Below are 23,596 nucleotides of genomic sequence, written 5' to 3' on the forward strand. Positions count from 1 at the left end.
TTACTCGACGAACTTTCAGCAAGAGGTTATACATTTGTAAGAATAGATCGTTTATTAGCCGAGGAGTACAGAATTTAGCTTACCTATGTTTCACATTTCCTATAAAACCCGCCGTCAACTTACCGATATATTTTGGGCAGCCGTTTTTTTTCTGATAGGCGTGAATGTGTATAGCATGATCCGCTTTTGGGAAAGGTTTGATTACCCCGTATCAGAGTTGTTGGGCGATGCGGCTACGGCCACAATCGGAGGAATCATCGGTGGGATTTTACTCGGACTATTTCACCAGTTTGTCATCGGCAACCGATTCCGGAGGAAACCTTTTGGCGTTGTCATTCTCTCCGAAACCTTCATCGACCTGTTTGTAATCATTGCGGTTTTTATTCCCGTAACCACGGCCTCCGGGGTATGGTTTTCAGGACGCACCTGGCCGGAATCCTTTGCGTACAACCTCGACTACATGTCCACGCTTACGTTTATGGGATTGGTGATTTACCTGCTGGTGCTGAGTGTTTTGTACAATTTCATGCGGCAGGTAAGCAAAAAGTTTGGCCGGGGAGTCATGCTGGGAATGTTGCTGGGCAGGTATCATCAGCCACGGGAAGACAACCGGATTGTGATGTTTCTCGACCTCAAATCCTCCACTACTCACGCCGAAAGGCTGGGGCATATCCGTTACTCCCGGCTGTTGCAGGACTGTTTTTTTGACCTAAACCGGGTGCTGATATCCTATGAAGCGCATATTTACAAATATGTGGGCGACGAGGCCATTATCAGTTGGTCAGTAGAAGCCGGAATCAGGGACAATATCTGTTTGCAGATATTTTTTGGTTTTCACCGCAGGCTGGAAGAGCGGCGGGATTGGTACGAGTCCCAATATGGCATCCTGCCAGAGTTTAAGGCAGGCATGAACGCCGGCAGGATTACCGTCGCCGAAGTAGGCGAGGATCGGCGTGAAATTGAATATCACGGCGACGTATTAAATACCGCCGCGCGAATTCAGGGACAGTGCAATATCTATGGAAAAAAAATGCTGATCTCACAGGATCTCGCAGATACGCTCAGCGACCTGGGCGGATATGTTTTTGAAGAAATCGGCGAACTGGAGCTCAAAGGCAAAAACCAGAAAGTCAGAATTTTGAGTGTGGAGGAGCGGTAGCCAAAAAATCGACTGATAGCCAAATTTTTCATGCAATTGGGAAGAGTGGACGAGCCAGGCTCAGGAGTTCTCAATGTTCATAGATTTATAAAGGCATATTCCGGTAATGGTCAGCCACAATTCTTTGAAGGGCCAACATTTAAAATGATGATCCCCATTCCGGAAACACACTCTTATAGATTTCCTGCTGAATCTAATGATATTGTACAAGAAAGTGCTATTGACGGTGCTATTGACGGATCATTTGATGGATCATTTGATGGTATAACTCAAAATCTCAAAAATAAACTAAAGCTACTGTTAAAAACTATTACCCTGAATGAAGGGAAACATTATCTAACCTTATCATTAAAAAGTAAACTTTGGCCTTCCGGATAATAAGCACCCCTATATCAATACTTACATTTCTCCGGCGCCGACTTTATATAATAAGACTTATAGTTCACTGCCTTAGGATCCATACATCCTTCCAACTCCAGCAATTCGATATTGCGAAAATCAATAGGATGGCTTTCGGCCTGAAGGGCGATATAACCGGATGTCAGCGGGGTTCCGTCTTTCTTTTCCCATTCCTCCGGATTGGGTACGCCGGCTTCTACCCAGTTGTAATTGTCCTTACTCACAAATGTTCCGTCAATCTGGGGCTTGTTATAGGTCAGTACCGTATCCGGCCCGATGATATGATGAATCACGGAGTCGCCGAGTACAACTGCTTCTACAGCCACCCACTGGTCGCCGTCATAGGTTTTTGAATGGGAATCGATACAGTGATCGCGAGTGAGCTCTCCGCCTATTTCCACCATAGTCCCTGGCGTACAAAGATTAGCCGTCGTACGCGGACCGTCGCCCAATCCGCCCAGGGTCTGCAATTCAATCGATACGGGAAAATCCTGATCCATACCCATGCTTGCGGCGGATTGAGAATGCAGCATGACCCCGCTGTTTCTATTGTTCCAGACGGCGCCGCCGGGGGTTTGTTCTCCTAAAAACCGATACTCAAATTTTAGTTTGTAATAACTGTAAGGCTTCTGATAATACAAATGCCCGAAGTAAGTGCCAAACTGGTCATACTCATCGTAACTGATACGAAGCATACTGTCCTCCACCCGAAAAGTATTGAGGAAATTGTCATTGATCGGCCTCCCGGTGATTTTGATGTCCCATCCTGTGAGATCTTTGCCGTTGAAGAGAGAAATCCATTCTTCTTTATTGACATCCGACTGTGGAGCGGGCGTCGAACAAGCCAGAAAAAAAACCAGGCACATACAGATTGAGGGGAGGAAGTATTTCATATTTCAGGAATTAAATATTCATTGCCTTTTCCGGACGGCAGGCATCAGTATATCTTCATAGAGAAAATCGAGTGTTTTCTCGAGCCATTCGTTTTTTACAGATGCCTGCCCTGCATTTTCGGTATTTTCTTCCACAATTTCCTCATTTTCCTGTGTCATGGAAGAAATTTCTGAAATATTTCCGGATGAAATCTTGCCGGAAGGAGATTCTTTTCCAGCGGATACATCCTCATTTGCCGATTCTTCCGGATCAGAACCATTACCCCCACTGCGTTTACGCGCTCTGTACTCTGCCAGCATCTGGCGAAACTGTTCGGCCTGGGTTTCATCAAGCGCAGCAGTAACACCAGACTCCATATTTTGCATAATCTGTTGACGCTGGCGGCGGAAAGCATTTCTGTCGGTCTGGCGAAGCGGGCGGATTTTGTCCAGTTGGGAAGCAGTAGCGGTCAGAACCGAACGAATCTCGTCAGACTGTGCGTCAGTGAGATCAAAAATCTGATGCATCCCCTCCATTTTTTTATCTACACGGGGATCCGATTGGGCCGGGAGGTTGATTTGTAAGCCCAGAAAAAGGAAGAAGAAAGCAGGAATAAGAGATGGATACTTTTGCATAATGTTACAAATTTATGGACCAATGGTTATAGCGGAGATGTTCGCCTTTTATACAGCATTGGTTCTTCATATCCGACAAATTGTAACATTATTCATCCATTCCGGGAACCAGCCGGTAAATGTCAGCCATTCTTATTTCACAGTCCAGGGATTTCAACTGAACCATTTCCTCCTGGCCGATGATTGTCCTGATTTCCCATGTACCATCATCAGTCCTGAAGTAAGTATCTACCATTGCTTCGGTCTGACTGATGAGGACATATTCTCTAAGAGAAGAAAGTGTTCTATAATGAGAAAATTTTGCTCCCCTGTCAAAAGCAGCGGTACTTTCCGAAAGAACTTCAAGAATAAGTACCGGATTAGTAATAGCCAGCGGATCCCGTTGGCTTTTTTCAGGTTTTTCACATACAACCGAAGCATCGGGGTAATAGGTGCGATGAGATGCTTCAATACGAATTTTCACATCACTGCTGTAAGTGATGCAGGCTTTTCCTTTTTTTTCAAGTTCGTTGCCAATCGCCCTGGAAAAATTCATTCCTATTTGTCCATGTTCAGGAGATCCACCTGCCATGGCGACAATAAAGCCGTCATGAAACTCATATTTCCCGTCTGACTGCTTTTCCAAAGTCAGATAATCCTCATAAGTATATCCAGAAAATGCCGCTTGTCCCATTACAAACTCTTGAATTAAACTTCAATAAATATACTACACAAAGTTATTTGATCAAATAACCGGGAAACCCTATCTTGATGCACGGATTATTCACGCAAGAAAAATACTATGACTACTATGCTTTTCACCAGATTGATGTTTTGTCTCCAGACATTACTTTTCCTTTTCTCGCAGGCTTTTGGGCAAACCAAAGTTGTGGAGACACCCCGCTACCTCAATCCCGATATTTCTTTTGAAGAAAGAGCAACCGACCTGATAGGCCGCATGACGCTGGAAGAAAAAATCAGTCAGCTCAACTATACCTCCGATGCGATAGACCGGCTTGATATTCCGCAATACAACTGGTGGAATGAAGCCCTTCACGGAATAGGCAGAAACGGCAGAGCGACGGTTTTTCCTCAGGCTATCGCACTGGCAGCTACTTTTGATACAGAACTTATGCACAGAGTCGCTGATGCGATTTCCGACGAAGGCCGGGCCAAGTACAACGCTTCCATAGCATTAGGCAACCGTATCAGGTATTCAGGCCTCACATTCTGGTCGCCCAATATCAATATCTTCCGCGATCCGCGGTGGGGCAGGGGACAGGAGACTTATGGAGAAGATCCCTATCTCACCAGTCGTATGGGTGTAGCTTTTGTTGAAGGAATGCAGGGTTTTCACCCCAAATATCTTAAAACAGCAGCCTGCGCCAAACATTTTGTTGTGCACAGCGGCCCTGAAGGCGACCGGCATGAGTTTAATGCAAAACCCTCACAAAAAGATTTTAGAGAAACCTATCTTCCTGCTTTCGAAGCGCTGGTAACTGAAGCACACGTAGAAGCAGTCATGTGCGCCTATAACCGTACGTATGACGAACCCTGCTGTGGAAGCAACTTGCTGCTGAAACAAATCCTTCGGGATGAATGGGGTTTCCAGGGACATATTGTCTCCGACTGCTGGGCACTGGTGGATATCCATGCCACGCATAAAGTCACCGCCAATGCCGCCGAATCCGCTGCTCTGGCTTTCAAAAATGGCGTCAATGTCAATTGTGGCAGCACTTCTCCGGCACTTGTTGATGCTGTAAAACAAGGCCTCATTACAGAAGCGGAAATAGACCAGGCGCTGAGACCGCTGCTGATGACCAGATTCAAACTCGGGCTTTTTGACCCGGAAGAACTGAATCCCTACAACGCCATTGGCCCGGAAGTCATCAACAGCGACCAGCACCGCCAACTGGCAAGAGAAGCAGCCGAAAAAGCCGCTGTATTGCTGAAAAATAACGGCATTCTTCCCCTCTCAAAAAATATTAAACGCCTGCATGTACTGGGTCCGAATGCAACCAATACAGACGTTCTGATGGGCAACTATCACGGTGTTTCGGGAAATATGCATACCATTCTTGAAGGAATAGTCGATAAAGTAAACCCCGGTACACAACTGCGCTACAACTACGCATTTCTGCAAGACAGGGAAAATATCAATCCGATCGACTGGTCCACAGGCGATGCTCAGGAAGCGGACGTGATTGTGGTTGTGATGGGACTTTCAGGCCTGCTCGAAGGAGAGGAAGGCGAATCGCTGGTTTCTCCCACCAAAAGCGACCGTACCGATATTGCACTTCCCCAAAACCAGATCAACTACCTGCGCAAACTGCGGCAGGCCGGAGACAAGCCCATTGTCGTAGTCCTCACCGGAGGTAGTGCTGTGGCTATCCCCGAAGTAAACGAAATTGCGGACGCGGTTCTCTACGCATGGTATCCCGGAGAAGAAGGAGGAAATGCTGTGGCAAATCTGCTGTTTGGAGAAACCAATCCTTCAGGAAGATTGCCGGTAACATTTTATGCATCGACCAGCCAGTTGCCTGCATATAATGATTACTCCATGAAAAACCGCACGTACCGTTATATGACCGAAACACCGCTCTATCCCTTTGGATTTGGACTGAGCTATACCACATTCTCCTACAGTAACCTCACGCTCGGCAGCGAAACCATCAAATCGGGTGAAAACATCTCCGTTTCCGCAACTGTTACCAATACAGGCTCACGCGCAGGAGACGAAGTCGTGCAATTGTATCTCACCGACGTAAAAGCCAGTGTGGATGTTCCCAAATCTGCACTAAAAGGGTTTAAGCGGGTCTCTCTCCAGCCAGGCGAGTCAAAAGTAGTACATTTTACCCTTACACCAGCCGATATGGAAGTGGTAGATAATGCGGGTATTCGCCTGCTGGAAAAAGGAGAGTTTTTGGTCAGGGTTGGCGGGGCATCTCCGGGTGCTCAGGCAGAAAAACTGGGTGGAGCCAAACTTGTAGAAGGAACATTTAAGGTAAAATAATCATCACATGAAACATCCAATCCTGCAGATTCTGTGCCTGACAGGCCTGCTGCTTGCAGGCCAAATACAATCACTCCCTGCCCAAAATGGCGGTGTGTATTTTCCCGGCAGGGGAGAAGACTGGGAAACCAAACTCCCGGAATCTGTAGGTATGGATGATTTGCGGCTGAAGAGCGCCATTCAATATGCCATCGATCAGGAAAGCACTTCGCCCCGGAACCTGGAGCAAAACCACTACCAGACTTTTGGGAGAGAGCCATTTGGCGATGCCGTCGGACCGCACAAAGACCGTGGCGAGGCCACGGGAATGGTCATTAAAAACGGCTATATCATAGCAGAATGGGGAGATCCCTACCGGGTGGATATGACTTTCAGCGTGGCTAAAAGTTTCCTTTCCACGACCGTAGGTCTTGCGTGGGACAGAGGATTAATCAAAGACGTGCAGGACAAGGTTCACCCCTACATGGCACCGGTTATCTTTTATGATCCTGATGCCGGACACAGCAAAGCCGAAAATATGGGTCAAAAAAAGGTATTCGAGCCATTTGCCGAATCATTGAACAACACCATCACCTGGGACCATCTTCTGAGACAGACCAGCGGCTGGCGGGGAACGCTCTGGGGGAAACCCGACTGGGCAGACCGGCCAGATAACGATCCTTCCACCTGGCTTACCCGTCCGCAACCTGAGCCGGGAACCGTCTATGAATACAATGACGTCAGAGTCAATCTGCTTGCCCTCGCTTGCCTCAATATATGGCGACGCCCGCTTCCCCAGGTGCTGAAAGAATACATTATGGACCCGATTGGCGCGTCGCCCACCTGGCGGTGGCTGGGATATGAAAACTCCTGGGTAATAATGGACGGTGTGGCCGTACAATCTGTAAGTGGCGGCGGCCATTGGGGCGGGGGGATGATGATCAGCGCACGTGATCAGGCCAGATTTGGCTACCTGACACTCAGAAACGGCAAATGGAAAGACCAGCAACTGCTTTCTGAAAAATGGATCAGCATGGCCCGCACACCTACACCAGTGATGAAAACTTACGGTTTTATGAACTGGTATCTCAATACAGATAAAACATTACTGCCCAGTGCCCCGGAAACCGCATTTGTCCATATTGGTGCCGGTACAAATATGATTTACGTCGATCAGGCAAACGACCTCGTAGTTGTCGCCAGATGGATCAACTACGCATCTATGGATGAATTTATCAAACAGGTTCTGGCAGCAATGAAATAGACATTTTTTTGTACCTTACCCAGGCAACAATTGCCACCAACGCCTTATTTTTTATGAAATTGCTCTCCGTCTGTTTAATCGCACTTTCTCTGTTCAGTTGTCAGAACGATAATACAGCTTCCGAAGAAAACCTTCAGGAAGCAACCGCAACGGCGCCCAGTCAAACAAATTATGTGATAACCGATATCAGGATGGATACTGATATCGATCAAAGCAAAACACCTTATCTTGGAGAATTGCGAAATTCCGCTTCATGGACAGATAAGAATGGTTTTAATACTCTGATTATCTCCGGTAAAGATGCGGTCAATGAAGAAAATGCAGAACTTTTCGCCTATGTATATGTCGAAAAGGATGGAGAAACGAAAAAGCTGTGGCAGATTAATGACTTTGTAAATGGCCCTTGTGACCGCGATATTTACCCGGTTCCCAATTCGCTGGAAATCGTCGATCTCGATGAGGACGGTGTTGCCGAAAATCTTTTTATGTACATCCTTGCAGATAACTGCGACGCCTCACCGGTCAGTACAAAACTCATGATGCATTCGGGAGAGACAAAGCTCGTCATTCGCGGACTTACCAAAACTTTCCTCTACCCGGTACCGGAAGTCATGGCCGAAGCCAAAAAGATTGACCCGGCATTTGATACTGCCAACCCGATATTTAAAGTGTATGCCTCCGGCAAATGGGATACCTACGTACAAAAGGAAACAAAAGAATTTCACACAGCAATGGGAACAGAACCGTGAAAATCGCGCAATTCCTTAATGCGTAATATTACACTTCGGTAACCTTGCCGCTGCCAGTTCAATATCGTAAGCCGTCATCAGATTGTAGGAAATATCCAGCGTTCTGAGTTTGCTCAGACCCCCGACCCAGGCAGGCATTTCTACCAGCTTGTTTCTTCCTAGATAAAGCTGAGTCAGATTTTCCAGCTCGCGCATACTCGCAGGAAGTTCTTTCAGGCGATTGTTGGCGAGGATTAATACCTGTAAATGTTCCAGTTCGGCGAGTTCATCCGGCAGTGTTTTTAGCTTATTATGGCTTAGATTCAGAACCTGCAGGTTGGGAAAACGCGAAATTTCTGCCGGCAGAAACTTCATATTCTTATCTTTCAAAGAGAGTTTAAATACTTTTTCAGGCTCTCTTATCGCCTCGTCTATACTGTAATACCATTTCTCACGCTCAAGCTGATGGGCGTTGAGCAAGGGAGAGGTGGGACCGGCAAGTTCTGGATTGGAAGATATCCCTGTTTTGACTTCAGCAGAGTCCGTCTGCGCAAACAGGATACCAGTAAAAGAGATACAAACAAAAAAGGTCAAAAAGATTCTTTGCATTGCTTTTGCTTAAGATTCATTCAAATTTAATGAAAGATATGAATTTTCATTAAACGACATCTTTCAAAGCCAGGCGAACATCGGGAAAACGGAAAACAAACTGCATTTGCTGCAATTTTCTTGGAATCACTTTCTGACCTCCCCAAAACAACAGGCTCCGCTCCCCAAACATCGTCTGTAACACAAACTTAGGGATGACAAACAAATCCCATTTACCCAAAGCCTTTGAAAGAAACCCCGAAAAAGTAGCCTGATCTATAAGATGGGGCGCAACAATATTTACCGGGCCCGAAAAATCTTCCTTGTCAATCAAAAATGATACAGAACTGATTAGGTCTTCTATGTGTATCCACGGGAAGCCCTGTTTTCCTGAAGCAAACCGGCCACCCAAACCCTTTTTGTAAATGGGCAACATTTCTTTCATTGCTCCGCCATTTTTCCCGATCACAACCCCAATCCGAAGAATCACGGTGCGGGTCTGCGCTTTTTGCGCCTCGGCTTCCCACACTTTACACACTTCTGCCGGAAAATCATTCCCGGGCTTTCCTCTTTCGTCGATTTCGTCAGCTTTTTCCGTACCGTAATAACCAACTCCTGAAGCCGAAATAAATACAGAGGGTGGATTGGGGCTCGAATTAATAAACTCCACACAGGCACGCGTAGCATCTACTCTGCTGTCTGTAATCAGCTTTTTGTTTTTTTCTGTCCAGGGAAGTAAACCAATGCTCGCACCTGCGAGATTGATTACAACATCGTATATGCCCATTCCGACAGGCATTTTTTTACCATCCCACGCTTTTAGCGTCACATTCCGGTTGGACGAACTTTTTTTCTCCCGGGTAAGTATAGTTACCAGATGTCCTTTTTCCGTAAGAAATCGAACCAGACGCTCTCCAATAAATCCGGTTCCTCCTGTAATTAAAATATTCATTTCCTAAATATAAGGATTTGTAATTAATTAGTACGATTCTTTAAACTATTCTATGGCATATTTGTTCACTCCCGGCCCTGTTCCTGTTCCCGCATTTGTCATGGAGGCAATTGCCAGGCCAGTGATTCATCACCGTACTGAGGCGTTTACTACATTATACGCGGGAATACAGGCGGGTTTGCAATATATTTTTCAGACAGATGGGTTTACCGGTACAATGATCGGCAGCGGCACTTATGGTGTCGAGTCTGCGATTTACAGCCTTTTTCGCCCAGGCGAAAAAGTAGCAGTCATTCAGGTTGGGAAGTTTAGCCAGCGATGGGCTGATTACAGCACCCTTACGGGTCTGGAAATAATCGCCTTAGAAAAAGAATGGGGGAAAGGAATTACTTCAACGGAGGTGGTGGCCCAACTGGAATCCTATGAAGCTATCGCCGGAATTGTCATCACCCACTGCGAAACTTCCACCGGCGTATGCCTTGACCTGGAAGAAATTGCGCTGGCTGTAAGGCAAAAATTTCCGGATATCTGCATCCTCGTCGACGGCATTACGACCGTCGGTGCCATCCCTTTTTATATGGACGAATGGGAAATTGACTTCGCCGTGGTCGCCAGTCAGAAAGCCCTTATGAATCCCGCCGGTACCTGCGCTTTTGCTGTAGGAGAAAGGGCGCTTCTGCGCCTGAAATCCACACATTCCTCCGACTTCCGCAATCTGTACAATTACTATCAGGCCGGCTTGCGCCACGAATACCCCTTTACCGCCCCGACTCAGTTGCTCTATGGAATAGGCGCCGCATTGCAAATCATGAAAGAAGAAGGGCTTCCGCTTATCTGGAACCGCACACATCACGCAGCGAAAGTCTTCCGGGACGGTGTGGTAGCGCTCGGCGGAGAAATCGTTGCAGAAACGCCTTCCGATTCTCTTACTGCTTTCCGTTTCCCCGGCAAAGACAACAATTACCTCAAAAAGCAACTGGCTGAGAAATATGATATACACCTTGCCGGCGGACAAGGCCCGATGAAAGGTGAAATCATGCGATGCTCGCATATGGCGGGAATGGATGCGGAAATGATGCAAATGGTACTGGAAAAACTGGAAGCCATCCTTCATTTACCCTGAAAACTCTGCCAGTTTCTTTTTCAGCCATTCGCTCTGTGTCAGCGCTTCTTCACCATCGATTTTTTCCGCCAACCGGTGAATTTTTTTAGTCATCACGCCGATGGACTCGAAGTACAGGCGCTCGCGAATAAACTGCAATCGCCTCACAAATCTGATCAGATTGAGGTGAACGGTTCGCTGGTAAGGCGAAATCGTCTTGTTGCGGCGCAGCGATTCGGAGAAAGCATGAAAAAGTGAATGTAAGGCTTCGTTTTCTTCGAGTTCGTAGTAAATTTTCAATAAAAGCGTTTTGGCGCCGAGATAGTAATATACATCTTCCAGCTCCACCTGAGTAAGCAAACGCATAGCCTGGCTGTATTCTTCTTTTCCGTAATGCAATTGCGCCCGGTTGAATATCAGCGCATTCTCGCGAAAAGAGGGTTCGAGACGGGGAGAAAATCGTATGATAAAATCGTCGGTCCAGTCAAATCTTTGCAACCTAACGCCCAAAGCCACGATATTCTTAAAATCCCAGGGAGAAATCCATCCGTCGTGGTAAATCAGTTCCATGTCTATCATCCGGATAAAAACATTCAGCAATTCCTCCAGAAATTCGGTCCGCCCCCGGTTGCTTTGCCTGATACAATAGTTTTGCGCAAACTGATACATCGGCTTGAGTTCTTCCGCATCTATTTTTTCTCCGAATGTGGAAAGCAAATCCATGAGTTCGTAAAAATGCCGGGACGCGTCCGGACGGGTCAGGGTGAGCAAAATCCGGTAGTAAATATTGATAAATGGTTGTGATTGGTACCGCAGATGATGTGAATGAATAAAGGCGACAAACTCATCTATTTCCGCTGGCCGGGCATGGGAATGAATGATATTTTCCTGATTCAACCGTTGGCAAACAGTTTTGAGCATAGAAGAAACAAAAAACCTGTCGAGTGCAACAATTTTTTCATCCAACCGGGAATTTTCCTGGCGCTGCTCTCTGGAGACTGAAAATATATTCCGCTCATCTTCTAAAAGGTAGTTCTCATAACTGGTCTGTGGAGTGAATATTTGTATTTCGGCTATGCTTTTCTCCATTTTTTTCTCGACAGCATTGTACAACTTGTCCAACCCCTTCTCCCGCCCCGAAACCAACAGAGCATAATGCTGTAAAAAAGGATGCTGGTTTGTATATTCTGCTATCAGAAAAGATTCCATCAGTTTCATCAGGTCAGAGAGCAGGTTACTGATGCGGAAATAATCAAAAGTTTCTCCGGGAAATAGCAGAGCATCTAAACTTTCCCGGGCTGGCGGCAACGGATAGGCCCGGTTTAGGGCTTCGGCTAATGCAAGGAGCTTTTGATCGGAATTGTAGTAAGGAGAAGAAACAAACCGTATAAACCGGTTTCTTTCCGGTAAATCTAACCGCTCAAACGTAGCCCACAGTTTGGAATCAGAAAAATTCATCTCCTAAATATTAATTAATTTTTGCAAAAAAATATGCAAAAAAATCACCTAAACAGCTATTTATGAAAATGCAGCACATTATCAATTCCTAAAAACAGGAAAAAAATTGGTTTAATCCGGACATATACTGAATTATGTTTGTAATGTGTTTGATTATCTATTGGCAAATATTCTCCATCAAAACCTAAAGACCATGATTCGACTATTGACTTTTCTCATAACTATGACTTTGTTCGGCTCCCTCACAGCGCAGACTTTCGAGTGGGCGGAATCGTTTTATTCGACCGGTTATTCCTATGGAAACAAAATCCATACTGATCCGGAGGGCAATTCATGGGTTGTGGGTACTTTTTCCCAAAACCTCACACTGGGTGCTGTTTCGCTCTCATCTACCAACAATACTGGCCTGGTTACCAGTGTAGATGCAGCGGGCAATTTTGTGTGGGCAAATAAGGTTTCCGGTGCGGCGGTGTTATCAGGTATTACCGCCGATACTGCGGGTAATGCCTATGTGATCGGAACCGCATGGGCTTTCCCGGTAAACTTCGGGACAATTACCCTCACCAGTGGCGTGACGCCGATGATGTTTATCGCAAAATACGATACTATGGGCATTCTGATCTCCGTAGATACCCAGGAAAAAACAGAAGGTCTGGTCATTGATGCCAATGAGAGTGGACAAATCTATGCAGGTGGGAAATTTACCGGAACCATTCAACTGGCAGGCGTGAGTACAACAAGTAGCGAGAACGGGACATTTTCCAGTCTGTTACTCGCCAGCTTCGACACACAGGTCAATCCTGTCTGGTATAAACAAATCAACATTGCCTCCATATCCTCGAATCCCAGTCACTATCTCACTTTAAATGAAATAGAGACAGATCATGACGGGAATGTATATGTCGCAGGGGAATGGGCAAATTCGTCTTTGCTCGCTGGAGGAGTTTCCTATACAAATAGCATGGACAGCTCCGATATATTTTTGTCCCGTTTTAATGTATCGGGCATCTATGAGTGGACCGTTACGGCTACGGGCCCCGGACACCAATCGCCACATGCTCTCAGCACGAGTGCAGCCGGTAATGTCTATCTTTCTGGTTGGGCAACCAATTATACAGATTTTGGCGGAGGAACTATCCTGACACCTACGATCGCATATCCTCAGCTGTTTGTAGCCAAATATGATTCTGCAGGCACATTGGCATGGGCCCTACAGACGCCGGGAACGAGCCTCCAGTCTGCCGGAGGATTGGTAGCTACCGCCGCTGACGAAGTCATCGTCGGGGGAGGATTTGCCGGTTCGATCACCCTTGGAAGCCAGACATTTACCTCCTCCGGATTATTTGCTCACGATATAATGGCATTTAAGTGTGATCCCGCAGGGAATATCATCTGGGCAACTCAGGCAAGTGGTGCCTCCAACAATGTTACGGAGGAGATATATAGTATGGGCGCTGATTCCTACGGAAATTTGTATTTCACAGGCACTATGGGCACTGGAACTACCTTTGGCAGCATAGCTCCGGCTACTGGTAGTGCGCAGACCCATGGCATGATTGTAAAAATGAAAGATACCACTTTCGTTTTCCCTGCCGACAGTGTATGGCCTGGTGACGCCAATTATGACCTCGTCGCCGACAACAATGATCTGCTCAGCATCGGTATTGGCTACGGTGCGACCGGACCACTACGACCTAATGCCTCACTTGTATGGACGGCACAACCCTCTTACAACTGGTCTTCATCCCTCTCGACGGGCGTCAACTACAAACACCTCGACACCAACGGCGACGGAATCGTCGATGTCAACGACACCCTTGCCATCAGTCTTAACTACGGGTTTTCCCACAATAAAACTGACCATACAGAAGGAGGTACCGGGGCACCTGTTTATTTTGAATTCGAACAAGACAGCATTATGGCCGGGGATACTGTGGATGTATTAGTCAAACTCGGTACAGACCTCTCGCCGGCGTCTATGATTTATGGAGTGGCGTTTTCTGTAGCCATCGACAGCAGCCTGATTGATCCTGCCAGTGTGAAAGTAAGTTATGTAAACTCATGGCTGGGCACAACCGGGCTGGATATGATTACGATGGACAGAAACTTCCCCCTCGACGGAAAGCTTGACGTCGGTATGACCCGCATAGACCACGTGGATGAAAACGGCTATGGCGAAATTGCCCGGCTATCCATTATCATGGTGGATGACCTTACTGCGAAAACGCTGCTTAGCGAAGTATTAAAAATCTCCTTTAGCAGCGTTTATGTTATATCCTCTGACGAGTCTGAAGTACCTGTAACGCCACTGGCAGACTCCATCGTCGTTTTTCAGGACGACGGACAAAATACTGCTATCAACCCCGAACTCAACGCCGCTGTGAAGATTTATCCCAACCCCGCCCAAAGCGAAATTACCATCGAAATGGACCAGATTATGGGACTAGGCTGGAAAATCACAAGTCCGCTGGGACAGACGGTCAGCGCTGAAACAACGAAGTTTTACACAAAGGAAATTAACATTAGCGAGTTGTCATCCGGGATCTATTTCCTCACCATCCAAACAAGCAAAGGAGAGATCGTTAAGAAGATTTTGGTAAAGTGATACAGATTTTCACAAAAACAGAGCAGCCGCCGGGTCAATGATTCGGCGGCTGTTTTTGTTCAACGAAATGTCAAAAAGAAATACGAGCAGGAGCATAAAGCCGGGAATCCAACCGGGGGAAGACCGCTTCCGGTTGAATGGGTGCAATCGCAATTCTCGTTTAGCGCGCAATGGCGCGCCCTATAAAAAGGTAAAAAAGGGGGTAACCGTCGGCTGCACTTGTCCTGAGGCACCCAAAGGAACCACCTCAACAAACCCTATACATTACTTTCACCAGCAGCGCCAATATCAACCATCCCCCGACCTGTTAGGTCAAACGATAGTGTTACTTGCATTTGACCTAACAGGTCGCAGCACCCACTTCCCAAAAATTATTATATTGAAGCCCGTTAAAGTTCTTTCACATGGAATAAGGCAGGGTGCAGCTCGACGGCTCCGACTGGGTCTATGAGTATCAGATCAAAGTCGAAGATCCCATTAAGGGAACGAACTGGGGCTGGGGTGGTATGATTATGGTTTTCGGTGGTACGACCCGGAAAAGGCGAGGTTTGTGTCGGTGGATCCCTTAGGGGAGAAGTTTGTGTACCTGACGCCGTATCAGTATGCGAGTAATACACCCATTCAGGCGATAGATTTGGATGGAGCGGAGGCATGGTTTCATCAGTTGATGACAAAGGAGAATGCGCAAAAGACGAGTGCTACCTTAGGCATTACGAGTGTGGAGGGTAAAAAAGCAGTGGAATTCACCTTTGGCCTGATGAAAAGCCTTTCGGTCAACGGCGAAGATGCGGTGAAAGATATCGTCTCCGGAACCCTAAACCGTGCGGGAAGGGAGTAGCAACGGAAGCCGGAGCGGTAGAAGGAAGCCTCGAGGTAATAGCCGCTAAGGGGGGAGGGTTAGGAAATCCATTTAAAAATACTACTCTTAATCAAGTAGATGACGCATTCCAGGCTCACATTCAAAGCGGAAAATTACAATTGAAATACGTTAATCAAAAAACAGGAGCAAAAGCATATCAAAATACAAAGTCAGGTTATTCATACAATATTGACCCAGGAGGTATGTATGGGAAAAAACTAGAATTACCTCATATCGATGTAAATTATCCCAATCCCAAACCGCTAAATGTTACACCAAAGAAAAAGCTATCAGTAGCAGGAGGATTCTAATATGATAAAATTTGAAATAGATAACAGCAAAGAAGGAGTTGAAATTCTTCTTGATTCTCTGGGAGTAGATGAGTTGATAAATTATTTACATTTCATAAAAAATAACCAGGAAAGCATTCATTTAATTGCTGGTAATGAGCTAAATGAAGAGATGAGCCAAAACGAAAAAGAGATTATTAGACATGTGAAACTGGTGTATTTAGAATAATGTCGCTAAGGGGAGGATGGTTGAGATTCTGTCCTCTTCCCCTAAGCCGTAACAGGTCTAAAGTAGAAATTCTGCTTGAAAAATTCTACGACCTCCTCGGTCAAATGCCTAGCAAAAACCTCGGCTACGACGCCGGGACGCAATTCCTCCAAATCGGCGACTACCAGTACAACATCCGCATGCGGCTATATGCAAATTTATCCCGCTCCCCTTTACGCCCGGCAGTAAAAAAATCGCTACCTTGAAGCCGGGGATCGTTCTTTGAGATTTGCGCTGGGGTGGTATGATGGCGTTTACCCTGAGCGATCGTCGAAGGGGCGCGCGGATGTATGCGCCCGATGAAGGGCGGTGGAAGGGGGTGGATGCGTTGGGGGATAGTTTTCCGGGATGGAGTTCATTTAATTATACGAGGATCAGGAAGCACAGGAAATGCGGATCATAGTTTGAAGGGAGGAACTTGGGCGGCTAGTCAAAAATCCGAAATGGAATTAGTTACAGAAACCCTCACGGCTGTATCAAAATATCTGGAAAGCTTTAAAAAATAATCTTTGAAAATGAAAGGAATACATGCTCTGTGGGTGAGTATATTGTTGCTCACGAATATTCCCTCTTTTGGTCAAAGCGGGAATAAAATGCTTGCATTAGCATTATCTAACCCCGATACGGTTCTTCATCTGAATTTGGATAACATTCGCTCCATTCCACCTGAAATTGGGGAGTTTTCTAATTTATTGTCGTTGAGGATATTTTTTCAATACGATTCCATGCCAGTATTGGCTTTGCCTGATGAACTGGCAAAGTGCAAAAACCTTCAGTCTCTTGAGATCAATGGCTATCAGATAGAAAACCCTTCTGTATTAAGGAAGTTAGAAAATCTGGAGGATTTAGATATATCATTATCAAACCAGAATCAATTCCTGGAGGTAATTAAACTAATAAAACTTAAGAGCCTCATCCTCGGTGAAATTTCTGAAATCCCGGAAAACATATCCGAACTTTCAAATTTAGAATATCTTATTTTAGAGGGTTCCTTTCAAAGAATTCCCAAGAAACTTTGTGTTTTACAAAAACTCAAAAAGCTTTCCCTAATTGGAAATTTCAGCACCCTTCCTGTTGAAGTAGGCAAAATGAAATCATTAGAACATTTGCGTGTGATAAGTAAAGAGTTGAATCGGCTACCTGCCGCTCTTTTTAAATCCGATAGCTTAGAATGGTTGATCATCCAACAGGGAAGGTTAAAGACCATACCGAAAAAAATCAGCAAAAATAACCATTTGAAGTACCTGTCCGTAACCCAAACCTCACTAAAAAAAATCCCCCGGCAAATCAAACACTTGACCCAATTAGAGCGCTTAAATCTAAGCCGGAATATGCTTACCCGGATTCCTGAAGAGATAGAATATTGTAGTTCTTTAAAATTTTTGAATTTGTCATATAATCAGATTTCTGAAATTCCTCTAATGGATATGGGCGCTATGGAGGCATTAGTGTTTGGAAACAATCAGCTTACCGCACTTCCGATTCATCTCAGGGATATGACCAGTCTGAGATATCTGGATATTTCTGCAAATAATTTTAAGCTACTTCCCGAAATCCTATACGATCTTGCTCAAAACGCTAGAATTGGATTGAAAGAAAATGAAATCCCGGAAAATGCTATTTCTGAATTTTCCCAACAAAGGCCTGATATTAAGCTGCTTCCCCCGGGGTTTTTTCAGGATATTCACCAATTTTGGTAAAAAATAAGTGATAACAAACCGAACTTTCAACAAAAAAGTGGACAAACCGAGAATGCACCTCCCCGCCCAAAGCCTGATCGTGACATAGGGTGAACACGTAGAGCCAGATTATTATCTGGCTCTACCAGGTGGGTATATTTTGGCCAACCACTAGGCTGGAACACCCGGTGCCTGAGGTCACTCGAAGGCCCGGGCAAGTCAGCCCACCACCGGTGGCTTCGAGTGCCTCAGCCACCGGATTGTATGGCCTCAGCCACCGGATTGCTGAATCGCTCGACCTTGCCCTGGATGGTATTGGTGATTGCTCTGTTGGTACGGGGTTTTCTGATAACTTTATAATTTCTGCACCAAATTATACTTCATGGATAAGAACCCGACTCTGTCAAAATCTGTCGAAGCATGATTCTTTCCGGTGTATTCAAATTGAGGAGTTTTGCTGTGGCTTCACCTATTCTTGTGAGGGGAATGATTTCTCCTCTTTCTACCCGGAAATGATCAGTCCAAATATGAAGTCGGGGATGAAATATAGAAACCAGATCCTGATAGGTTTTCAGGAAAGTTACTAAATCTGTTCCTTTAAATTGGTTGCAATGAGGACACGCATACGCAAGGTTCTCAAATTCATCACCTCCCCCATGTTTTGTAGCAATGATATGGTCAACCTGAAAAGGCAAAAACGAATCATCTTCGTGAATCAGACAATATTCACAGCGAAAATCAGCTCTTTGTCCTACCTGAAGTCTTAAAAACTGAGGTAACTTCCGCGTCATGCAGCCAAAATTCTCTTTGCACGGGCTTTGGCAAGATTGATCAGAAGATCAAGCGCCAAATATCGCTCTAGTTCCACGATTTCCTCTCCGGAAATATCTCCCGTCTTCTTTTTACGCACCAAAACATCTACTCTCTCAGCCATTCCGGCAGAGGCTTTGAGTTTGACAATTTTTGATGGATTCATTCCGGCCAATAATTCCGCAAGATCTCCAAAAGCTTCCACAACAGTCATAATCGGAAGATTTAATGAAATATTCTCTACGTAAATATAATGATTTTTGTTAAAAAACACTACCCGCAAACGTCTGCCTTTATCCGTCAACCTCACCCATTCGTCATAAATACGCCGTTGACATATTTGGAGTGTTTTTCCTGCCGGAAAGGAATATTCTGTGTGATAAACTCCACTAAACCATCCTCCGCCTCGCTATACTTTAGTTCGACTACAATGACCGGGTCGCCTACGCGATATCCACTAAACCGCGGGCTCACCAGTAGCGAATGGTATTTCATCTCATAGTCAACCGTGAGCCGAAACTTCTGATCGGCAGAGATAAAATAATCCCTGCGATAAGAACTGAGCAGGACCGGTTGAAGCTGTGCCTGTGGGTAAAGCAGCTTATTGACCTGAGTAGTGATAGTCTTCAGATCGGTTAGTTCGGCATCGGGAAAATCTACTAGTTCTTTCCGACCAAGCTCATTGTGTTTGATTTTTACTTCCAGTTTTGCATCGCGGATTTTAGATGGATCTTCGCCGTACCAGCGCAGGCGAAATTTTTTCCGTTCGTCTATACCATGCACATTTTGGTTCAACGCAGAGAGCGAAGGCGTATCAAAGTAAATATTGTTGATCTGCCGCCCGGGAAACAATACCCGGAAACCTGCAGGATGCATCCGGACCAGTTGTAAAACGGTTTCGCGGGTTTTGCCTGTGATCCTGTATTTTCTTTCAAATCGCATGTCTGCTCTTACTATAATTGTTGCTGCAAAATCGTCATTCCATCTTCAATACCGATCCCGGCTCTATCTGATTGGGGTACGTTACGTTTTGCAGCGAATATTTTTTTACCCTGATTTTCCCTCCGCCAAATTCGGGTTTCTTTCGGTAAGCTGCAAAACCTGTTTTGCAATCGACCAGGTCGATGGATTCAATCGTCACCTCTGAAAGATCTTTGGAAGCCACGCCGGTAACTGCGCCCGATATTTTTATTCCTTGCAAAAATGCTGTCGATTTTTCGCCCACACTCACGCCCTTATCTCCAACATTTTCCATTATACAATCATTGATAAATACCTGACTACCAGAAAAATCCGTCGCATCATTTCCGGTATTGGTGAAAGTACAGTTTTTGACCGTACCTACTGAAAAATCTACGTCCAGCCCGTCCATAAAGGTGTGGCTGATATGGCTGTTGTTGAGTTCAAATTTGCTGCGAACCAGATTCAACGCGTCTTCGCAGTGGTTGCGGGTAAATGAACAGTTTGCGATTTTTACGGGGGATTCGTAGAAAGTTACCGCTCCGGTCAGATTCCAGCTTTTCTTCTGCAAAGTATTCATTCCTGAAAATTGCACGTAACTCATCCACGATTCTTCTTTCGCCTGCAAAACCGTAAATCCCTGCCCGGTCCCGTCTCCGGAGCGAATCACAATGGGCAAATCTTCCTCTCCATGCATAAATACCGGCGAAGCGGAAATCAGTGCAGCTTTTTTTACAAAATTCATTTCTGTGCCGGGAAGAAATTCGAGCCTGTAACCAGCGGGAATAATGATGTCTTCATCGATCGTATGCCTGCCGGGGAAAAATGTAATCTCTTTTCCGTTTACGGTGTACCAGTCGTTATCTTTTATCTCTACCTTTTCAAACAGGTTCTGACGGGGAATTTCAGGCATAGCCAATGCCCAGGGGGAAATTTGCGCAGTGTACATTTCCGGAAGGCCGGGAAGGCGGTAGAATACATATTTTGCCGAGGAAGGAACCCGTACATTTTCCCAGACGGGTAACTGGCTTTTTTCGTAAGGAGGCAAAAGAATAGGGTAGGGGAATTCGCCGGAAAGTTCGGTTTCCTTTCTTCCAAAACCCACAACAGCAAGCGGAAGAATGTGAAAATTGGTGATGTCCAGCGAAAGGGAATCCGGAGCTGATGTGCGGGTGCTCGCCATGATAGCTGATTCTGCCAGCGGAAAAATCAATGCCTGAATCTGCTTTCCCCGTTCGAGCAAAACCTCTTCCTCAAACTTATATTCCGGGCTTTCGGTAAGAAGGAGTTTTTGCCGGCTTTCCAGTTCGGGGCGAATGGAAAGCAAAAATGCGCGCAGATATGTTTCACTGGAAAACTGCCGGAGATAGAAAATATATTTTTCTACCATCAGTGGGTCTTTGAAAATGCGGGCATGTATTTTATTGCGGAAAATGTCCTCGTCGCCCACCACCAGCGCCCCCATGACAGGCCGGTGGATAAAGGAGAAATTCCCGCCTTCGCTGAAGCCATCAAAACCAATGGGTTCCAGTCGCGCCGTTACCGGATTATAGTAAAACCTCAGGTTGTGCCAGATCAGATTGTGATATCCGCGGGTTATGTCGGTAATAGCGTAAAACTTTGCCGTAAGCTCGACATCAAAAACCTCAGACGCAGGTTTTTCGCCAAACTGAAACTGATAGAATAAAGCTTTAGCTGCTTCAAACTGCACTTTAAGTGAAGAATCACGCTTTACCCCGGCCCCATCAAAAGGCTGGATATCAGCGGACTCAAACGTATTGAGTTCATCTTCCAGTTCTGAAGCATCACCTGAAGCTGCACGACGCACCCGGGCATTCCAGACTCCCGCCTCATTGAATTTCACAATCGGTCCTTCCCGCCTTGACTGGGATTCGGGAAGTTGTTTTTCGAAATGTTCTTCAAACGCATACACCCCTTTGGGTTCCTGATTAATGGAAACAGTTGCAAAATCGTAACGGGTAGCGAGTACCCCTTCGCGCATCAACATCTGGTGAAAAACCCATTCGTGAAGATAATGCCGGGTGCGGGGATGATGAATAGAAAAAGTCAGGAGGCGATTCCAGGCAAAAGGCGGTTTCATCTGGATACGGTACGACCATTTATCTGTACGGAGATGGTCCACCCAGTCGCCTTTGAGGCGAAGTTTGACGGGAAGCGTAGTATCACCCTGAATGATTTTCCCTTTGACCCACGAATCTTCTGAAGTGACCAGGATGGCATTTTCCAGTGCTTTTTCCCGGAGAATGGAAAGTTGTCGCAAACCTTCCCGATCGATAAAAAGATTCAGATGTGGGAAAATGGTATCTGGGGAGGTTGTAAAATTTAGCAGGGCCGAATGACTGATCCGATTCAATTGAAAATCATCAAAATATGCAGCGCCTGCGCCGGAGCCAAAAACGTAAACCGCAGCCGATGTGATATTTCCGGTGGGAATGGTAAACACCTGTTCGAGGAGTTCCCACCCTCTTTCATCACTACGGGAAGGTTGAAGTGTTTCCACATACAGTGGATTTTCCCCCTGAATGTTTACTACCAATGCGGCAGGAAAGTCGCTATTTTTTTTTCGCCAGACAGAAACATAATAATGGTCGCCAGGCTGAAAGTCTGTAATTTGAAAATAAAACCCGAAACGATTTTCGTTGGTAATCTTAGCGGAAAAATGGCCGTTGCGGGCGAAATCTGCACTTTGGGTATTGCCATTGCGAATGACCTGGTGGTGATCGTAAAATACCCATGATCCGGAGACCAGTTTTCGGGATTCCGCACCGGAGAAAACTTCCGTAGAGATCTGTGGATTTTTGGGAAAAACCACATAGAGTGAGATCACAATCAAAATGACAGACACAGTCAGGAGAGAAATCCCGAACAGCAGCCGGACCATACGCTGCCTGAACGTCCGGTGTGACCGGTCCCTGATTATCATACCACGAGATCAGGCTGATCAATCATGGAGAAAGTTGTGGCAGGCGAAAGGGCCATCAGATCTTTTCTGAGTTTGTCGATCGTCTCCACCGATTCTGCTTTTACGACAAAAGAAACATCCATTCCTCCGGGCGTCTGATCCACGCGTTTGAGTTCGACATAAGACAAATGTTTGGTCAGAATATCCGAAATCGCCGTAATGTCGCTGGTATCGGAGAAGATATTCAGATACATATTATCATCGCGGCGAATCGCTGTTCCCCCGGAAATACGTTTGCTCAAATAGAGAAGTCCGAGAATAAATACAAAAGCCAGAATAGCGATCAGCGGCTGGTTTGCCCCTGCTGCAAGGCCGATACCGATAGTCAGAAACAGATAGGTAAGTTCTTCCGGATCTTTGATCGCAGCGCGAAAACGCACGATAGAGAGCGCGCCTACAAGTCCCAGAGAAAGTGCGATGGAAGACTTTACAATGGTGATAATCAGCATGGTAGTAAGTCCGAGCAGAAGGAAATTGGCGGCAAAACGCGTGCGGTTTGAAACGGAATTCCCAAAGCGGATATAAAAAGCGCGGAGTAACAAACCTAAAATTGCCGTTACTGCGAGATTAATCAGAAAATCGGTAAGATTTACCGATTGGGAAAACTGATCAAGATAAGGTTCAAATATTCCCATGGGTCCCGGTTTTGGACGTTAACGTTGAGGTAATTTTCAGATAATTTGTCGGGCAAAGGTAGAGATAACCGGGAAACTGCGCAACCCAATATTTTTCACTAAAATTTTTGTAGCTTTGTAAACAATCATTTTGGATCCTTGTTGTAAACATCATGGAAGTACTGAAAAAAATATACGGCTACCTGACTTTTAAAAAGCCAGATCCGGATGCACCAAAATCCGGTTATCTTTCTGCAATGCACGGAATCAACAAGATTTCCATATTCATGTTCCTGATTGCGATTGTGATATGGATTTTTAAGGTAGCACTTTAAGCCTTGTATATGACTGATGCCGCATGGGCTTTATTTCCTCAGTAATAAATTTTACCCTTCCGGA

The 23,596-nt window shown here is 45.7% G+C and carries 23 protein-coding genes; 12 read left to right on the forward strand and 11 right to left on the reverse strand.

Annotated elements, in window-relative coordinates:
- The first annotated feature begins 85 nt into the window (after positions 1 to 85).
- Positions 86 to 1,159, forward strand: a complete 1,074-nt coding sequence (locus tag R3D00_00450) for an adenylate/guanylate cyclase domain-containing protein (protein ID MEZ4771615.1) — start codon at positions 86 to 88, stop codon at positions 1,157 to 1,159.
- Between the two features lie 30 nt (positions 1,160 to 1,189).
- A complete protein-coding gene (locus R3D00_00455) occupies positions 1,190 to 1,537 on the forward strand; it encodes a hypothetical protein (GenBank protein ID MEZ4771616.1) in 348 nt (115 codons plus the stop codon).
- A gap of 14 nt (positions 1,538 to 1,551) precedes the next feature.
- Here R3D00_00455 and R3D00_00460 read toward each other — a convergent pair whose 3' ends face one another.
- The 3 genes from R3D00_00460 to R3D00_00470 form a co-directional block, all read right to left on the reverse strand.
- On the reverse strand, positions 1,552 to 2,424 hold the full coding sequence (locus R3D00_00460; GenBank protein MEZ4771617.1) for a DUF1080 domain-containing protein: 873 nt from the start codon (positions 2,422 to 2,424) through the stop codon (positions 1,552 to 1,554).
- Between the two features lie 45 nt (positions 2,425 to 2,469).
- Entirely contained in the window at positions 2,470 to 3,066 is a 597-nt protein-coding gene (locus R3D00_00465; GenBank protein MEZ4771618.1) for a hypothetical protein, read from the reverse strand.
- Positions 3,067 to 3,154: 88 nt separating this feature from the next.
- Entirely contained in the window at positions 3,155 to 3,739 is a 585-nt protein-coding gene (locus R3D00_00470) for a Uma2 family endonuclease (GenBank protein ID MEZ4771619.1), read from the reverse strand.
- A 117-nt stretch (positions 3,740 to 3,856) separates the two neighbouring features.
- On the opposite strand from R3D00_00470, the gene R3D00_00475 reads away from it, so the two are divergent.
- From R3D00_00475 to R3D00_00485, 3 genes are read left to right on the forward strand one after another with little or no spacing between them, the layout of a single operon-like run.
- Positions 3,857 to 6,058, forward strand: coding sequence for a glycoside hydrolase family 3 C-terminal domain-containing protein (locus R3D00_00475; GenBank protein ID MEZ4771620.1), 2,202 nt, complete (start codon positions 3,857 to 3,859; stop codon positions 6,056 to 6,058).
- 7 nt (positions 6,059 to 6,065) lie between these two features.
- Entirely contained in the window at positions 6,066 to 7,301 is a 1,236-nt protein-coding gene (locus R3D00_00480) for a serine hydrolase (protein ID MEZ4771621.1), read from the forward strand.
- 53 nt (positions 7,302 to 7,354) lie between these two features.
- Positions 7,355 to 8,050: a hypothetical protein gene (locus R3D00_00485; protein MEZ4771622.1), complete on the forward strand. Its 696-nt coding sequence runs from the start codon at positions 7,355 to 7,357 to the stop codon at positions 8,048 to 8,050.
- Positions 8,051 to 8,065: 15 nt separating this feature from the next.
- Here the strand turns inward: R3D00_00485 and R3D00_00490 are convergent, their stop codons facing one another.
- Both R3D00_00490 and R3D00_00495 read right to left on the reverse strand, forming a co-directional pair.
- A complete protein-coding gene (locus tag R3D00_00490) occupies positions 8,066 to 8,638 on the reverse strand; it encodes a leucine-rich repeat domain-containing protein (GenBank protein MEZ4771623.1) in 573 nt (190 codons plus the stop codon).
- A gap of 49 nt (positions 8,639 to 8,687) precedes the next feature.
- Entirely contained in the window at positions 8,688 to 9,569 is an 882-nt protein-coding gene (locus R3D00_00495; protein MEZ4771624.1) for a TIGR01777 family oxidoreductase, read from the reverse strand.
- A 52-nt stretch (positions 9,570 to 9,621) separates the two neighbouring features.
- Between R3D00_00495 and R3D00_00500 the strand changes: the two genes are divergently transcribed.
- Entirely contained in the window at positions 9,622 to 10,692 is a 1,071-nt protein-coding gene (locus tag R3D00_00500; GenBank protein ID MEZ4771625.1) for an alanine--glyoxylate aminotransferase family protein, read from the forward strand.
- Here R3D00_00500 and R3D00_00505 read toward each other — a convergent pair.
- Positions 10,684 to 12,129: a hypothetical protein gene (locus R3D00_00505; protein MEZ4771626.1), complete on the reverse strand. Its 1,446-nt coding sequence runs from the start codon at positions 12,127 to 12,129 to the stop codon at positions 10,684 to 10,686. The genes R3D00_00500 and R3D00_00505 overlap by 9 nt on opposite strands.
- A 193-nt stretch (positions 12,130 to 12,322) precedes the next feature.
- Here R3D00_00505 and R3D00_00510 point away from each other — a divergent pair, with 193 nt between their 5' ends.
- The 5 genes from R3D00_00510 to R3D00_00530 all read left to right on the forward strand — a co-directional run bounded on the left by R3D00_00510 (position 12,323) and on the right by R3D00_00530 (position 17,851).
- The gene (locus tag R3D00_00510; protein MEZ4771627.1) at positions 12,323 to 14,734 is read left to right on the forward strand and encodes a T9SS type A sorting domain-containing protein; all 2,412 of its coding nucleotides are present in this window, start codon (positions 12,323 to 12,325) and stop codon (positions 14,732 to 14,734) included.
- Positions 14,735 to 15,230: 496 nt separating this feature from the next.
- The gene (locus R3D00_00515; GenBank protein ID MEZ4771628.1) at positions 15,231 to 15,572 is read left to right on the forward strand and encodes an RHS repeat-associated core domain-containing protein; all 342 of its coding nucleotides are present in this window, start codon (positions 15,231 to 15,233) and stop codon (positions 15,570 to 15,572) included.
- A gap of 140 nt (positions 15,573 to 15,712) precedes the next feature.
- Complete coding sequence (locus R3D00_00520) at positions 15,713 to 15,904, forward strand: hypothetical protein (protein MEZ4771629.1); 192 nt, start codon at positions 15,713 to 15,715, stop codon at positions 15,902 to 15,904.
- Between the two features lies 1 nt (position 15,905).
- Positions 15,906 to 16,112 carry a hypothetical protein gene (locus R3D00_00525; protein MEZ4771630.1) on the forward strand — a complete coding sequence of 69 codons (207 nt, stop codon included), beginning with the start codon at positions 15,906 to 15,908 and terminating at the stop codon, positions 16,110 to 16,112.
- Positions 16,113 to 16,666: 554 nt separating this feature from the next.
- Positions 16,667 to 17,851 carry a leucine-rich repeat domain-containing protein gene (locus tag R3D00_00530; GenBank protein MEZ4771631.1) on the forward strand — a complete coding sequence of 395 codons (1,185 nt, stop codon included), beginning with the start codon at positions 16,667 to 16,669 and terminating at the stop codon, positions 17,849 to 17,851.
- A gap of 359 nt (positions 17,852 to 18,210) precedes the next feature.
- Here the strand turns inward: R3D00_00530 and R3D00_00535 are convergent, their stop codons facing one another.
- From R3D00_00535 to R3D00_00555, 5 genes are all read right to left on the reverse strand, one after another.
- The gene (locus R3D00_00535) at positions 18,211 to 18,621 is read right to left on the reverse strand and encodes an HNH endonuclease signature motif containing protein (protein ID MEZ4771632.1); all 411 of its coding nucleotides are present in this window, start codon (positions 18,619 to 18,621) and stop codon (positions 18,211 to 18,213) included.
- Complete coding sequence (locus R3D00_00540; GenBank protein MEZ4771633.1) at positions 18,618 to 18,854, reverse strand: hypothetical protein; 237 nt, start codon at positions 18,852 to 18,854, stop codon at positions 18,618 to 18,620. The genes R3D00_00535 and R3D00_00540 overlap by 4 nt, the downstream gene beginning before the upstream one ends.
- Positions 18,855 to 18,946: 92 nt before the next feature.
- Positions 18,947 to 19,582 (reverse strand): polyphosphate polymerase domain-containing protein, encoded by a 636-nt coding sequence (locus R3D00_00545; GenBank protein MEZ4771634.1) that lies wholly within the window; start codon positions 19,580 to 19,582, stop codon positions 18,947 to 18,949.
- Between the two features lie 34 nt (positions 19,583 to 19,616).
- Positions 19,617 to 22,544, reverse strand: coding sequence for a CotH kinase family protein (locus R3D00_00550; GenBank protein MEZ4771635.1), 2,928 nt, complete (start codon positions 22,542 to 22,544; stop codon positions 19,617 to 19,619).
- Entirely contained in the window at positions 22,541 to 23,218 is a 678-nt protein-coding gene (locus R3D00_00555) for a DUF4956 domain-containing protein (GenBank protein MEZ4771636.1), read from the reverse strand. Before R3D00_00555 ends, R3D00_00550 begins: the two co-directional genes overlap by 4 nt.
- A gap of 152 nt (positions 23,219 to 23,370) precedes the next feature.
- Here R3D00_00555 and R3D00_00560 point away from each other — a divergent pair, with 152 nt between their 5' ends.
- Positions 23,371 to 23,532: a DUF6728 family protein gene (locus tag R3D00_00560; protein MEZ4771637.1), complete on the forward strand. Its 162-nt coding sequence runs from the start codon at positions 23,371 to 23,373 to the stop codon at positions 23,530 to 23,532.
- The last annotated feature ends 64 nt before the right edge of the window (positions 23,533 to 23,596 follow it).

The organism is Bacteroidia bacterium, assembly GCA_041391665.1.
GTDB lineage: Bacteria > Bacteroidota > Bacteroidia > J057 > J057 > JAGQVA01.